Source organism: Methylobacterium nigriterrae, assembly GCF_037106235.1.
Taxonomy (GTDB): Bacteria; Pseudomonadota; Alphaproteobacteria; order Rhizobiales; family Beijerinckiaceae; genus Methylobacterium; species Methylobacterium nigriterrae.
In genome coordinates, this window is record NZ_JBAWTG010000029.1 from 54,401 (window position 1) to 67,479 (window position 13,079).

Here is a 13,079-nt window from a genome sequence, read left to right on the forward strand (position 1 = left end):
ATCCTCGAGAACGTCTCGCACGGGCACCGCATCCCGCGAGGAGCGGAGCCAAAGGCGCGGATCAGTGGCGCGGCAGGGTGTGCAGCGCCTTCAGGAAGACATCGACCTCTGCCTTGGTGTTGTAGAAGGCGAGCGAGGCGCGCACCGACTGGTCGACGCCGAAGCGGCGCAAAGCCGGCAGGGCGCAATGGTGGCCCGAGCGCACCGCGATGCCGTGCGCGTCGAGGTGGTGGGCCACCGCCTCGTTCTCCTGGCCCTCGATGGTGAAGGACATCACGCTCGCCTTCTCGCGCGCCGTGCCGATCAGGCGCAGGCCCTTCACCTCGGCAAGTCCCGCTTGCGCGTAGTCCAGCAGGTCGTGCTCGTAGGCGGCGATCGCCGGCAGACCGACGCTCTCGAGGTAATCGAGCGCCGCGCCCAAGCCCACCGCACCGGCAATGTCGGGCGTGCCTGCCTCGAACTTCTCGGGCGCGCCCTTGTAGACGGTCTTCGCGAAGGTGACGTCCTCGATCATGTGGCCGCCGCCCTGCCAGGGCGGCATCGCCTCGAGCAGGTGCTTCTTGCCGTAGAGCGCGCCGATGCCGGTCGGGCCGAAGACCTTGTGGCCGGAGAAGACCACGAAGTCGGCATCGAGCGACTGCACGTCGATCGGGATGTGCGGCGTCGACTGCGCCGCGTCGACGAGCACCGGAACGCCGTAGGCGTGGGACAGCGCGATGATCTCGCGGACCGGGTTCACCGTGCCGAGGGCGTTCGCGACATGGGTCACCGACACGATCTTCGTGCGGCCCGACAGGAGCGCGGCGAACTGCTCGAAAATGATCTCGCCGCGGTCGTTGACCGGGATCACCCGCAGCGTCGCGCCGGTGGCCTGCGAGAGCAGCTGCCAGGGCACGATGTTGGCGTGATGCTCGATCGTCGAGACGATGATCTCGTCGCCCGGCCCGATAGTGGCGCGGCCGTAGGAATTCGCGACGAGGTTGATCGCCTCCGTGGTGCCGCGCAGGAAAATGATGTCGTCCTTCGACGGCGCGTTGAGGAAGCGGCGCACCTTCTCGCGGCCGCCCTCGAACAGGTCGGTCGAGCGCGCCGCGAGCGTGTGCGCGGCCCGGTGGATGTTCGAGTTGTGGCGGCCGTAGAACTCGGCCGTCGCGTCGATCACGCTCTGCGGCTTGTGGGTTGTCGCCGCGTTGTCGAGCCAGACGAGCGGGTGGCCGTTGACGCTCTGGTGGAGGGCCGGGAAGTCCCGGCGCACCCGCTCCACGTCGAAGGGTGCGGCAACCGGGCTCGATCCGTGCGAGGTGGCGCGCGGGGCGGGGCCGGGATGGCGCGAGGGCTCGACGCGGGGCTGCGCGTGGGTCGCCCGCGCCGGCCGCGCGGGGGCGGGCGCCAGGAAGTAGTAGTCGGCGGCCGGGGCGGCAGGCTCCGGCGCGCGCGACAGGCGCCCCGTGCGCCGGAAGCTCTCCTGCGCCTGGTCGGTGCCCTGGCGCGACGGGTCGGCAGGGACGAGCTGGGGGGCGAGCGCGTGGGCGAAGGCGTTTGCCCGCGGGTGGTCGGCCGCGATCTGGCGGTGCAGGTCCCGCCCGCCCGGCAGCGCCGCGGCCACCTCGGGAACGCTCGGCACGAAGAACTCGGGCAGGCTCCGGCGCGAGCCGAACGGGTCGGCGAGCGGGTGGACCGAGGGGATCGCCGCGTCGAACGAGCCCGGGCCCGCGGGCACGGGGTTCGGCATGGAGGGTCCCGTCATGCCCGGCAGGGCGACGGGGGGCGCTCCGAAGGATCGGGCGGCGAGCGCTGAGGCGTCCGGCTGCAGGCCCAACCGCGGGCCGGCCGTGGGCGCCGAGGGGACGCTGAGGTCGGCGCCCGGCAGGGCTGCGCCGCCAGGGCCCTGCGGCGGGCTCTCGAAGCCCTGCGGCAGGCTCTCGAAGCCCTGCGGCGCCTGCGGGCTCGTCGGCAGCTCCGGTGCGAAGGGCTGGCTCGCCGCCTGCCCCTGCCCGTAGATCTCGCGGGCGAGGCACCCGACGAGATCCGCGTGCGCCAGCTCGACGGGGCTGCCCATCGGCAGGCCGAAGGCCGACGCGTCAGGCGTAGTCATGGTAGTTGCCCAGCAGCACGTTATCGAGACGGGCGATCGCGTCCTCGACCAGCACGGCGGCCGAGAAGTAGCGGGTCACGAGGTGCGAGGCGATCGAGTGGTCGTTGGTGCCCATGTAGCGCACCGACAGGCCGGGCTCGATCTCGCCGGTCACGCCCGACTTCTGCAGGCCGACCACGCCCTGCTCGCCCTCGCCGACGCGGAGCAGCAGGATCGAGGTGGTCTGGGCGCCGGTGGCCGGATCGATGTCGATCGGCAGCTTGTCGCTCGGCACCAGCGGCACGCCGCGCCACGTGATGAAGGGCGCGCCGAACAGGTGCACCACCACTGGCGGCACGCCGCGCCGCGTCGCTTCCCGACCAAAGGCCGCGACGGCGCGCGGATGCGCGACGAAGAAGGCGGGCTTCTTCCAGACGAGCGTCAGCAGCTCATCGAGGTCGTCGGGGGTAGGAGGACCGCCGCGGGTCGGGATGCGCTGGCGCCCGCTGACCTCGTGCAGCAGGCCGAAGGCCGAGTTGTTGAGAAGCTCCCACTCCTCGCGCTCCTTCACGGCGTCGACGGTGAGGCGGATCTGCTCGCGGAGCTGGTCGATCTCGTTCGAGTAGAGGTCGGTGACGCGGGTGTGGGTGTTGAGAATCGTCTGGATGGTCGAGAGGTGGTACTCGCGCGGGTCGATCTCGTAGTCGACGAAGGTGGTGGGCAGGCGCGGCTCGCCGGCATGGACCGCCAGGAGTTCGATACCCTGCTCGCCGTAGGAGTTGGTGTGGCCCTTCAGCCGGTCGCGCTCCTCCTGGTACTGGGCGATGCGCGAGCGGATCGCCTCGTCCTCGAGGGCGGCGCGATCGAGGGTGAGGAGCGTGACCGCCGAGAGGGCCTTGACGGCCGGCGTCGGCCCGGTCTCGCCGGCAAGCGCGCCGTCATCGAAATAGTCGCCGCGGGTGGCGAGCCCCTGGCGCACCCGGCCCTTGTAGGGGCCCGACAGGCTCAGCTCGACGGTTCCTTCAGCGACGATCGTCAGGCCATGGTCGGCGGAGCCTTCCTCGCGGATGACCTCGCCGGCCTGATGGTGGCTCTCCGTGAACTTGCCGGCGAGCGTAGCCAGCTCGGCGTCACCGAGCCGGCTGAACAGCGGCACGGCCCGCAGGGAGCTGGGGCGGATCACCCGGCCCTTCTCCTCCTTGGCTAGATCGATGCGGCCGGGCTTGGCCAGCACGACGGCGCGGCGGTTGACGCGGTAGACGCCGCCCGGGACGTCCACGAAGGGCAGAAGGCGCAGGAGCCAGCGCGGAGTGTTGGCCGCGTTCTGGACCGAGGTGACGGTCGCCGTCGCTAGATTGCGTGCCGCGGAGGCGCTCACGCTCAAACCCGGTCCACTCATCGTCTGTCGTCTCCGTTTCGCTCAAGGCAAGAGGAAGCGCTTCCGGAACGGGGTTCGAGCCCGGTCGGTCCGAGTGCGCTACAAGGTTACGTTACGCACATGCCGGGACAGGTGCGGTCGATCGACCGCGCCTGGACTGCGCTTAACTGGAGAGCGCCCGAACAAAATCATCGATACTCTTGCGGTGGAGAGGTCCGTACTGGCGCTTATACCGGGTTAACGAGATCTAGCTCCGACGAGGCCGAAGGGTCAATGGAAGTGATTTCTAAAATTTGCCGTTCCTGCGGAATGACGTTGCTCGGAATTGTGGATAATCGGAATTCTATTCTGCATATGGAACCTAAAGTAGAAAATACCTCTCCTATTTGCGGCAGCAAGGGAGATTGTTGCGGAGGATCTCGCGGGGGACGTTTTTCCCTGTCCGGGCGCAGCCTCAGATTCCGTCGCCGAAGCCGAAGAACTGGTCCATGGTGAGCGCCGGCTGCTCATCGAGCGGCAGGCGCGAGACGACGCGCGCCGGGACGCCCGCCACGGTCGTGTGCGGCGGCACGTCGTGCAGGACCACGGCTGCGGCCGCGACCTTGGCCCCTTCCCCCACCCGGATGTTGCCGAGGACCTTCGCGCCGACGCTGAGCAGCACGCCGCGCTCGATCTTGGGGTGGCGGTCGCCGCTTTCCTTGCCGGTGCCGCCGAGCGTGACGGATTGCAGGATTGAGACGTCGTCGGCGATCACCGTGGTCTCGCCGATCACGACGCCGGTGGCGTGGTCGATGAACACGCCAGAGCCGATCCGGGCGGCCGGGTGGATGTCGCAGCCGAAGACCTCGGAGATCCGGCTCTGGACGTGCAGGCTCAGCGTCGCCCGCCCCTGATGCCAGAGCCAGTGCGCCACCCGGTAGGCCTCCAGCGCGGCGAATCCCTTGTAGAACAGGAGCGGATCGAGATAGCGGCGACAGGTCGGGTCGCGCTCGCGGATGGCGACGAGGTCGCGCACCGCATGCGCACCGGCATGGGGGTCGGCCTCGAAGGCGGAGAGACAGAGGTCGCGCATGGAGAGCCGCGCGAGGTCACCGTCGCCGAGGCGGTGCGCGAGGCGGTAGGCCAGGGCTTGGGCGAGGCTGCGCTGGTCGAGGATCGTCGCCTGGATGATTCCGGCATAGAGCGGCTCCTCGATCAGCGCGGCCTCCGCCTCGGCGCGGAGTTCCACCCAGACGTCCTGCTCGGCGGTGCTGCGGCTCGTGGCCCGCAGCGGCGGCTGGTTCGCGATCGCCGCGGTCACGGCCGGGACCTCGGCAATCCGCGGGCTCGCATCCAGCCCGCGGCGGTGGGATCGGCTGCGCGCGGCATCGGGTTACTGGACCAGCCGGAACAGGTCCGGCAGGTAGCGCCGCAGGGTCTCGTGCCCCTCGAACTTCACGTCGACGCTCTGCGGGCGACCGCCCTGGCCGTGGATGCTGACGACGCGACCCCTCGCATGGCGCCAGATTCCCAACACCTCGGCGACGTCGAGCCGCTCGAACACAACCTGATCGCCGCGCGTCATCGTCGCTGAGGCCATGGCACCATCCTTCGGAAACGGGCCGAGCGGGTCGGCCGAATCGCGTGCATGAGGCTGGGGGACGCCGCATCCGGAGGGGCGGGAAGAGCTTTCCAGATGTCCGCGGCCGGGTGAGAAGATTTCGGTCGCGGATGGCGCAGCAGAGAGCATATCTTTCGCTAAGTCTTTGTTATTTATCGATAATTGCAGACTGAACGTGGGTTAGCAAGCCTTGTTCCGCCGCCGCTCTCGCGCTACGCCGGAGCGCGCCACACGTCGCGCTGCGGCCTGAGCAGGACCTACGATGGGCACCAATCTTCCCTCGCTCGCGGGCGGCGTGCTGATCGGCCTGTCGGCCGTGATGCTGCTTCTCCTCAACGGCCGCATTGCCGGGATCAGCGGCCTCGTCGCCGGCCTCGTCGCCGGCCTTGGGCGGCGGCCCGACCGGCGCTGGCTCGCCGACCTCGCCTTCGTCGCCGGGCTGATCCTCGGGCCGCCCGTCTTCGCGGCGCTGAGCGGGCACTGGCCCGAGATGCGGATCGCCGCCTCGATGCCGGGCCTGGCGCTCGCCGGGCTGCTCGTCGGCTTCGGGACACGCCTCGGCTCCGGCTGCACCAGCGGCCACGGGGTCTGCGGGCTCGCCCGGCTGTCGCCGCGCTCGATCGTGGCGGTGCTCACCTTCCTGACGAGCGGCGTGACCACGGTCTTCCTCGTGCGGGTGCTCGTCGGATGAGGCCGGCTGCGCAGATCCTGGCGGCGCTCGTCGCCGGCCTCACCTTCGGGCTCGGCCTCGCCCTGTCGGGCATGCTCGATCCGGCGCGCGTGCGCGGATTCCTCGACGTCGCGGGGGCCTGGGACCCGAGCCTCGCCTTCGTGCTGGCCGGCGCGGTCGGCGTCTCGGCCCTCGGCTACGCGGTCGCGCGCCGCCTGACGGCGCCGGCCTTCGACCGCGCCTTCGCGATTCTCACGGAGTGGCGGATCGACCGACCCTTCGTCCTCGGCGCGGCCCTGTTCGGGGTCGGCTGGGGCCTGTCGGGCTTCTGTCCGGGACCGGCCGTCGCCGCCCTCTCGACGGGCCTGCTCCCCGTCCTGATCTTCGTCGGCGCGATGCTCGCCGGCATGGTCCTGCATCGGCTCGTGACGCGTCCGTCCGAGCCGGGGCCGGCCGTCCTGGCCCCGCCGCGGGTCTCCGAGCGGTGAGACGGCTGCCCTCCGCTCCGCAGGGTGGCCCCAGAGCTGCATCCGGGCACGGCCAGCCGAAGCTGCAGACTGTTCTTTTTTTCGAACGCTCGCCGCCGAGAGCGATCTTCGCCCGCAGGCACAATCCGGAAAAGTTTCTCCGTCAGGACCCTCTTGCTATCCTCAATCGTTGCGATTAGGACCACTCCGGCGAGGATGCACTCTCCGTTGAGTTCCGACCGTTGTTCTTTTAAAAGAACGTGACTCGCCTCCGCGGCAGGTCGTCGGGGCGAGCCTCGGTGGAGGCGCCTGGGGCGGTCCTCCCGTGTCACCACCGCATCGAGCCGGTCAGGCAGGAACGAGTCACGCATGCCCACGACGGAAGCCGCGCCCCCCATCGCCGTGATCGGTGCCGGCTTCAGCGGCACGATGGCGGCGATCCAGCTCCTCGCAGCGCTCTCGAAAGGCCGGGCGGTGCTGCTCTGCGAGCAGGCGGAGGCGTTCGCGCGCGCACCCTGGCGTCCGCATCGAAGCGCGGGTCGAACGGAACGCCGAACTGCGCGCCGCCTTCGAGGCTGGAGATCTCGATCTCGTCCTTCTGTGGCGGGACGGTGAGGCGGCCTCGCCGGGTGAGACGATGATCGACCTGCCGATGGTCTGGGTCGGCCCGGAGAGCGGCTACAGGCTTGAGGCCGGTGTGACGCTTCCGCTGGTGGCCTTCGAAGCACCGTGCCTGTTCCGGCGCGCCGCTCTCGCCGCTTTGGACGATGCGGGCATCCCATGGCGGATGAGCTTTAGCAGCCCGAGCCTGACTGGGCTTTGGGCGGCGGTCGCGGCGGGACTCGGCGTGACGGTGCGCACCTCCCGTGGCCTGACCCCAGCCCTCTCACCCCTTGATCAGGTGACATCCGGCTTGCCGACGCTGCCCGCTCTGAGCCTGTCGCTGCTGACCTCACAGGGGAGATCGGGCGGTTCAGCCGCCGAGCGTCTCGCCGCCGTTCTCAGAGAGGCCTTCACGGAAGAACGGGCCCTTCGAGCGTAGCAGTCCTCGGGCAAAGTGGTCTTACTGCTTGGAGGACATGAAAATGGACGACCGCTTTGGGTCGGCTTCCATAACGCCCAGTTGGCGAACCACGCCGCCGCCGACCTGCTGCCTGCAAAGTTCCCGCTGGAGCAAGCCCTATTAGAACGGATCAGCCGCGACCACATCGATGGTCAGAGGCTCAGCCACATCTCAGCTTGGTCTGAAGCTGAGGTCATGCTCCGCATCCACGTCGAACGCACCTAAGAACTCCGGACAATCATCCTTGAGGGACGGCTGTGGGGTGAGTGAGGGGCGCGTTCTGCCTTGGGTCACTTCGTAGGTTTCCCAAGGGTCGTGGATGAGGATGCTGCCCGTTCTGGAACGGCAGACTATGACGCGGGTCATGCCGCCCATGTCCATGCCCAGGGCCCTCCCAGTCGTGCCCACGCCCTCCTGCTCCACCGTGAGGCTGCGGTAGTACTCTGCCAGGAAGGGGTGAGCGAACCGGCGCTCCAGCGTCAGGCTCAAGCCCGGGAGCTGAGCAGTCGCCCTGTCACGGAACTGCCCGACCCTTCCCCCCGGCATGAAGAAGATCCATACCAAGAAAAGGAAAGGCAGACCGACGCCCACCACAACGATCGTCCCGCCCGCTATCAGCGCGTACTTCAAAAGGCGCCGCACGTTGATCCCTCGCCCGGCTATGTGGCCGGATGCGTCCATAACATCCAACCTGCGAGCGGCGTCGCGCCCCTACCAAGGTCGACATGAGGCTCACTGGAAGTCACTCATGCACCACCGGGGGGCCGGATTCTCCTAATGCCTCCATCGCCCGAGAACTCCGCCAAATGAAATTTGCGGCGACGCCGATTCCAAGAAATTCATTTGGAATTTTGCTACGCAGCATCCGATATGCCTGCGCGTTTCCGCGTCATGCGAACTGCGATCATCTGCGCGCTCCTAGTCCTGATGCGCTTCCTTCCGGACGTCATTCTGGCCGCGACCGTCGCTACGGTTGCACCGCCTCACGATCCGCACCGCGTCGGGCCGCCAAGGTGGGTGGGCACTCCGCCCGCTGTCGTGATCCTGCGGTGAGGGCGGGATGGAGGGCTACATAAACGCCATCACGCGAATGCCATCCGGCGAAGGCTGTAACTCTCTTCGCGACAAGATCCGCTGCCGAGGAGGCGGCTACCACCCAAGATGATCATGATGAGGGTGCTCAGGAGGATGGTAGCGAGCGTCATGGCCCTTCAGGTGCAGGAGAGGCTGCCAATGGAGAGGCTGAGTGCCGGGTAGGCTGAACCCTTAGTGCTGGCGTCCGCCTACCGTGGGGGTCAGGTCACGCTCGATGGCTTCCAGAGCCCTTTCCCACGCCTTCTGCTCCGTAGCATGTGGGCGATCCGACCGCTCGACCAGCTTGCCGTGCTTGCGCATGGACCAGCCGAATTGTCCTGCGGGCCTCGTGAGCGGCGAAACTTCGATGGAGTAGGGATGGGGCACGTCATCATTCACAGCGTGGTTCATAGCGTGGCTATGTCACCTTCTGGCGAGGAGCGCCAAATGTGCTCTTTTCTTACTCCTGACGTGGTGACGGCCCCTGCCGTCCAGGCCCTCCGAGCCACGTGGGCTGCCTATGGCAGGCATTACCCGATCCAAGAGAAGCCGCCGGCTGCACCCGGCCTGATGCCGGTCGTGAAGGGCGAGATGCCGCCAATCGTGGGTTGAGCGCCCGTCACCGCCAAGGCGTTGCCCGCGATGTTGCCGAGATGGTTGAGCGAGGCCGAGAGCGCCGCGATGGATGCGAGGATCGAAGGCGAAGCCATCGCTGAGTTTGGCAGCCTGAGAGACGCTGCGACAGCTGCCCGCGAGAAGGCGAAGCGAACTGGCAATCTGCTGGATGGCATGATCGCCCGCGACCTGGAGGTCCGAGCCGAGGACGAGGAGGCTCGCCAGGCGCTCGCATGATGCCCGCCTGCGGAAGCTGGAGGCGCGGATGCTTCCTCTCCCAAAGCACGCTCCGGCCTTCTTCGTCTTCGGACGCGATCTGGACGATGCTGCAGCCCGATCCGCAGCCGAGAAGGCGACCGGTAGGGTCTCGCCTGATCAGTACGCCCACCCCGTGATCTGGCGCGGGCCGGACCCGATCCCTGTTCCGAAGTGGATGACGGAGGCCACCACCCTCACGGCCGAAGAGACGGAGGACTGGGTCGCCACCGTTTTCAGGCAGGCCGGGGCAGAGCCGCGGCCGAGAGGCGACGAGGAAGCCTGGAAGGACTTCGTTGACCTCCTTGAGGGGTTGAGAGCTTTCGTCGCCAGAGAGGCAGCCTGAGCCCTCATCCCACGTACCGAGGATAGGTGTCAGCAGCTGATCGATCTTAGCGCTGCCGCCTCCCGCGAAGGCGCTGCAAAGGCCCCGCGCCCGATGGGAGTGCGGGGCCAGCATTGGCAGTCTGGCGCGTTCCTACAGTCAGTGCGGGGCAGGCGCCGTGCTGGGAGCAGGGTTCGTTGGATTGACGGGCGCCGTGTTCGGAGCTGCCGGCGGAGGCGGGGCAGGAGCCGTGCTGGCAGGCGGCGGATTGGTGGGTTCCGTCTTCTTCGGCGTGCTGTCCTTACAGGCCGCGAGCGCGAGCAGCCCGATCAGCGGCAGGAGGGTTCGATATCGCATGGGCGTTTCTCCCTATGAGAGAGCGGTAAACCTCCCGGCAGAAGATAAGGTTCAGGCTAGCGCCTCCTGTCGACGGCTATCCGATCGGCAGGCTTGCTGGCGGCCATGGTTGCGGTTTTGCCTGAGTATGTGCCCGACATCACCACAGGCTCGGTGAGGCCGCAGAGTAAGCGTCGCCGGCATTGAGGGTGCGGGCCTGGCGCATGAGAGGCTGAGCGCCGGGCGGGGCATAACCGCGAGGCGGCCCGGCTCTGCCGCCCCGGAACTATCGCCGGCGGCCGTACTCAGCGTCCGAGGCGACCCGCGAGGCGGCCCGCTGCCCCGCGACTTCGGAGTTGAGGTGGGTGCCACCGGATGGCGCGTCACTGCTTGGGCGGTCATTCACCGATGGCCCAGAGCGGCTTGTCGCCCGCGAATGCTAAGCCTAGCGTACTGCGGACGTGGTCGCGTGACCAACTCAGCATCCCGGATGGGACGGTCGAGGGCTGTATGGAAACTGACCAGCCAAATAAGATCGACGCAACCTTCCGGAACGGCTCCCTCACCGCAGTGAGCGTCATCGTGGGGTTCTCACTCGGATTTTTAAGCCGGTGGGCCGGTGTCCCCGGTCAGTGGCACCGGTTCGACTTCATCGCAGTAGCGATCATCGTCGTTGGAATTGGTTGCCAGATCAATGCTCTGAGAGAGCTTCTGCAGATTTCGTCTCTTATGCTGATCAACTATAACCGTAGCATAAGGGTCTTCATGGTCGGCGTAGCCTTCGTTGCTGCCGGCATTGCGCTTGCGCTCGTCGGAGAAATGACCGGATTGGGTCAGCATGTTCTCGGGGCATGAAGCGGGAGCTGTGCATGAAGGGCGGCCGATCTGCTGTTAGCAGCTTCCCGCTGGCATACTGCGCCTCCAGCGGCTCGAATGGACGAACTGGGCGGTGACGCGTAAGGCGCAGCCTCAACGAAGGAGGCTGTCGTGTTTCCCCTAAAGCCGCGCTTTGCGCACCTTGCCTTGATCGTCGGCCTCTCAATCGTTTGCCCCTCGACGAAATCGCTCACCGCTGATCTCTCGCGAGAGAAGTCCATCCAACAACGCCCTGCAGCCAAATTCGTCGCGAGCTGCGAGCACGTCGGGCAGTTCTGCCACGCGAAGACCTGTGGTGCAGACCAGATCGACGCATCCACTTCGTGTCAGAAGCTTTGTCCTGGCTCTGTCATCGTCGGCGTTGAGGCAAGGCGCTGTCCTCTCGGGCTGTCAAAACTGAACGAGCATTACATCCCCGTACCGGACATCCTGCCCGATTTCTGACCCGCACCCTCGGTTCTCGGGAGTGCAGTGTTTCCTTGCGGCACTCCGGCGGGATCTTGGGACGGAGGGCGTGTTGAAGCTCTGCGAGCGCTTGCCACTTCCTTCAAGGGTAGAAGGGCTTTCGTGGCACTCTCACGTGCTGGCTGCCCCAACGAGTTCCCAAGCAAACGGGTCGCGCATGAGTTTCGCTACGAGAGCATGGTTTAGCTCGTGACCCGTATGCACCGCGGTGACGTGCCCGAGGATAGGGTGACCAGCGAGTGAGAGATCGCCGACGAGGTCAAGGATGCGGTGGCGCACCGGTTCATCCGGCACACGCATACCCCCGATGACGCGATTGCCGAAGATCGCGGCTGTGGTCGACAGCTTCGCACCGCGCAGGACAGGACGTCCGCTGACATAGGCGTAGAGCTTGGCGGGGAGGGCCCATTTCAGGCGACCGAAGCTGCGCGAGGGGGCAAGATCATTCACGAAGCTCTCGGGCGTGATGGCACCCCCCCAGCGCATCTCGCCGAAATGCGCGAGCGCCAGACTTGCCGTGATGGACAGGGCCGGTGCCGGCTCGATCCGAAGAGAGCGCCGGCCGTCTCGTACCTCGACGCTACGCAGTATGCGGATCATCGTGCGTGGAATGGCAAGATCGACCCGTCCCGCCTCCCGGATCGCCTCGCACCAGGGTGTCGCGCTGCCATCGAAGATCGGCAACTCTTCGGCGTCCATTTCAACCCGTGCATTGTCGATGTGGAGCGCACTGAGAGCAGCAAGCAGATGCTCGACGGTGCGCACGAGCGTTCCGTCAGGGGCTTGAAGCGCCGTGCAGAGGGGCTGTGAGACCCGGGCCTGCCACAGAGCAGGAACCGTGACGATCCGGCCGGTCCGCAAGCGGCGCTGAAAGACGATCCCTGTGCCGGCCTCCGCTGGGCAGGCACGCACGTTCGCATGCCGCCCGGTGTGGAGGCTGCGGCCCTGCAGCCGGAACACGGCAGCCAGAGTTCCCTCAGATCTGAAACCAGCAACCTGGGGGGCTGACGCGAGGCCGGTTGGCGGTATGAACGGATATGTCATGCCGGGTCTTTACGATCGTACAAAAGCCACTGTCTGAGGCCCTGCGTTCTGTGCGCGCTAGGGGCACGTCAATTGTGGACTGCGCGTGACGACCTGAATTGTCGCTGAAGCTGAGGCTATCCTCCTGCCGAGAGCAGGCGTGCGCTGCGTTGCGATAGAGGCTTGAATGCCACACTGCTCCTTGCGCGTGGATCGCGCGGCAGCATGGCAGATGCGATGTCGGTCAGTCTGGCTTATGCTGACAGCGAGGGGGGCTGACAGGCAGGTAGTGCTGTGCTGGACGTGCTCAACGACATCTTCACCTACGGTGGAGAGCTCCTTGCGCTTGCTGCGTTCGCCCTGTGGCTCTGGTTCGCCTTGCGCCTGTTTCCAAGCCTAGAGGCGATCATCGCACGCTATGAGGACGACCTGTGCCTTGGCGGCTCCAAACCGAGAGCCAAGGGGATGACGGGCGTTCGCCTGTTGAACCGGCTCGCCGTCAGCGTGACGGCTCTATCTTTGTTCTTCTCGGCCGTGGGGTACGCCATCCCGGATTGATCGGTGTGGCTTAGGCAAATCCGTCTGCAGGGAGGCATACGGCCCGCGGAACAGGTCGCCCATCGCCCTCCTCCGGAACAGCGTCGTCCATCGTCTGCGCCGATGCTCCGGCCGGTCATGGTTCATATGGCAGCGCTGACAGAAGGCGGCGAGGTTCGCATCCGCGTTATTGCCGGTGTCGTGATCGCGATGGGCGGTGGACGACCGCGCAGACAGGATGCTGTCCGACGCGCCTCCGATCACGGATTGGTGGAAGCCCCAGCCTCTACCTCCTGCCGTGCCTTGAGGAAGGATGGGCTG

Annotated in this window: 15 protein-coding genes and 1 pseudogene; 9 read left to right on the plus strand and 7 right to left on the minus strand. The window is 67.0% G+C overall.

Going from position 1 to position 13,079, the window contains the following annotated elements:
- Positions 1-61 precede the first annotated feature (61 nt).
- The 4 genes from WDW90_RS16715 to WDW90_RS16730 form a co-directional block, all read right to left on the minus strand.
- Complete coding sequence (locus tag WDW90_RS16715) at positions 62-2,095, minus strand: family 2A encapsulin nanocompartment cargo protein cysteine desulfurase (RefSeq protein ID WP_336488532.1); 2,034 nt, start codon at positions 2,093-2,095, stop codon at positions 62-64.
- Complete coding sequence (locus WDW90_RS16720) at positions 2,082-3,473, minus strand: family 2B encapsulin nanocompartment shell protein (protein ID WP_336488533.1); 1,392 nt, start codon at positions 3,471-3,473, stop codon at positions 2,082-2,084. The genes WDW90_RS16715 and WDW90_RS16720 overlap by 14 nt, the downstream gene beginning before the upstream one ends.
- Positions 3,474-3,906: 433 nt before the next feature.
- A complete protein-coding gene (gene cysE / locus WDW90_RS16725; RefSeq protein ID WP_336488534.1) occupies positions 3,907-4,752 on the minus strand; it encodes a serine O-acetyltransferase in 846 nt (281 codons plus the stop codon).
- A gap of 72 nt (positions 4,753-4,824) precedes the next feature.
- Positions 4,825-5,031 carry a hypothetical protein gene (locus WDW90_RS16730; protein ID WP_336488535.1) on the minus strand — a complete coding sequence of 69 codons (207 nt, stop codon included), beginning with the start codon at positions 5,029-5,031 and terminating at the stop codon, positions 4,825-4,827.
- 283 nt (positions 5,032-5,314) lie between these two features.
- Between WDW90_RS16730 and WDW90_RS16735 the strand changes: the two genes are divergently transcribed.
- The 4 genes from WDW90_RS16735 to WDW90_RS16750 all read left to right on the plus strand — a co-directional run bounded on the left by WDW90_RS16735 (position 5,315) and on the right by WDW90_RS16750 (position 7,231).
- A complete protein-coding gene (locus tag WDW90_RS16735) occupies positions 5,315-5,743 on the plus strand; it encodes a YeeE/YedE family protein (RefSeq protein WP_336488536.1) in 429 nt (142 codons plus the stop codon).
- Positions 5,740-6,210 carry a DUF6691 family protein gene (locus WDW90_RS16740; RefSeq protein WP_336488537.1) on the plus strand — a complete coding sequence of 157 codons (471 nt, stop codon included), beginning with the start codon at positions 5,740-5,742 and terminating at the stop codon, positions 6,208-6,210. Before WDW90_RS16735 ends, WDW90_RS16740 begins: the two co-directional genes overlap by 4 nt.
- A 348-nt stretch (positions 6,211-6,558) precedes the next feature.
- Complete coding sequence (locus WDW90_RS16745; protein WP_431311054.1) at positions 6,559-6,804, plus strand: FAD/NAD(P)-binding protein; 246 nt, start codon at positions 6,559-6,561, stop codon at positions 6,802-6,804.
- On the plus strand, positions 6,746-7,231 hold the full coding sequence (locus WDW90_RS16750) for a LysR substrate-binding domain-containing protein (protein WP_336488550.1): 486 nt from the start codon (positions 6,746-6,748) through the stop codon (positions 7,229-7,231). Before WDW90_RS16745 ends, WDW90_RS16750 begins: the two co-directional genes overlap by 59 nt.
- Before the next feature lie 192 nt (positions 7,232-7,423).
- Here WDW90_RS16750 and WDW90_RS16755 read toward each other — a convergent pair whose 3' ends face one another.
- Positions 7,424-7,933, minus strand: a complete 510-nt coding sequence (locus tag WDW90_RS16755; protein ID WP_336488538.1) for a hypothetical protein — start codon at positions 7,931-7,933, stop codon at positions 7,424-7,426.
- A gap of 1,050 nt (positions 7,934-8,983) precedes the next feature.
- Between WDW90_RS16755 and WDW90_RS16765 the strand changes: the two genes are divergently transcribed.
- The 4 genes from WDW90_RS16765 to WDW90_RS16780 all read left to right on the plus strand — a co-directional run bounded on the left by WDW90_RS16765 (position 8,984) and on the right by WDW90_RS16780 (position 11,177).
- Complete coding sequence (locus tag WDW90_RS16765; protein ID WP_336488541.1) at positions 8,984-9,178, plus strand: hypothetical protein; 195 nt, start codon at positions 8,984-8,986, stop codon at positions 9,176-9,178.
- A 196-nt stretch (positions 9,179-9,374) separates the two neighbouring features.
- Positions 9,375-9,542, plus strand: coding sequence for a hypothetical protein (locus WDW90_RS16770; RefSeq protein WP_336488543.1), 168 nt, complete (start codon positions 9,375-9,377; stop codon positions 9,540-9,542).
- Between the two features lie 825 nt (positions 9,543-10,367).
- Complete coding sequence (locus WDW90_RS16775) at positions 10,368-10,712, plus strand: hypothetical protein (protein ID WP_336488544.1); 345 nt, start codon at positions 10,368-10,370, stop codon at positions 10,710-10,712.
- 132 nt (positions 10,713-10,844) lie between these two features.
- Positions 10,845-11,177: a hypothetical protein gene (locus WDW90_RS16780; protein WP_336488545.1), complete on the plus strand. Its 333-nt coding sequence runs from the start codon at positions 10,845-10,847 to the stop codon at positions 11,175-11,177.
- A gap of 132 nt (positions 11,178-11,309) precedes the next feature.
- Here WDW90_RS16780 and WDW90_RS16785 read toward each other — a convergent pair whose 3' ends face one another.
- Entirely contained in the window at positions 11,310-12,158 is an 849-nt protein-coding gene (locus WDW90_RS16785) for a UDP-3-O-acyl-N-acetylglucosamine deacetylase (RefSeq protein ID WP_336488546.1), read from the minus strand.
- A gap of 357 nt (positions 12,159-12,515) precedes the next feature.
- Here WDW90_RS16785 and WDW90_RS16790 point away from each other — a divergent pair, with 357 nt between their 5' ends.
- Positions 12,516-12,779, plus strand: coding sequence for a hypothetical protein (locus WDW90_RS16790; protein ID WP_336488547.1), 264 nt, complete (start codon positions 12,516-12,518; stop codon positions 12,777-12,779).
- Positions 12,780-12,812: 33 nt separating this feature from the next.
- Here WDW90_RS16790 and WDW90_RS40745 read toward each other — a convergent pair.
- Positions 12,813-13,079, minus strand: a pseudogene (locus WDW90_RS40745) (hypothetical protein); the annotation flags it as partial.

What these genes read in the sequence shown, in the direction of transcription:
- WDW90_RS16740 (WP_336488537.1), top strand. Translation starts at nt 5,740, where the DNA reads ATGAGGCCGGCTGCGCAGATCCTGGCGGCGCTCGTCGCCGGCCTCACC.
- WDW90_RS16745 (WP_431311054.1), top strand. Translation starts at nt 6,559, where the DNA reads ATGCCCACGACGGAAGCCGCGCCCCCCATCGCCGTGATCGGTGCCGGC.
- WDW90_RS16775 (WP_336488544.1), top strand. Translation starts at nt 10,368, where the DNA reads ATGGAAACTGACCAGCCAAATAAGATCGACGCAACCTTCCGGAACGGC.
- WDW90_RS16720 (WP_336488533.1), bottom strand. Translation starts at nt 3,473, where the DNA reads ATGAGTGGACCGGGTTTGAGCGTGAGCGCCTCCGCGGCACGCAATCTA.
- WDW90_RS16735 (WP_336488536.1), top strand. Translation starts at nt 5,315, where the DNA reads ATGGGCACCAATCTTCCCTCGCTCGCGGGCGGCGTGCTGATCGGCCTG.
- WDW90_RS16730 (WP_336488535.1), bottom strand. Translation starts at nt 5,031, where the DNA reads ATGGCCTCAGCGACGATGACGCGCGGCGATCAGGTTGTGTTCGAGCGG.
- WDW90_RS16770 (WP_336488543.1), top strand. Translation starts at nt 9,375, where the DNA reads ATGACGGAGGCCACCACCCTCACGGCCGAAGAGACGGAGGACTGGGTC.
- WDW90_RS16715 (WP_336488532.1), bottom strand. Translation starts at nt 2,095, where the DNA reads ATGACTACGCCTGACGCGTCGGCCTTCGGCCTGCCGATGGGCAGCCCC.
- WDW90_RS16755 (WP_336488538.1), bottom strand. Translation starts at nt 7,933, where the DNA reads ATGGACGCATCCGGCCACATAGCCGGGCGAGGGATCAACGTGCGGCGC.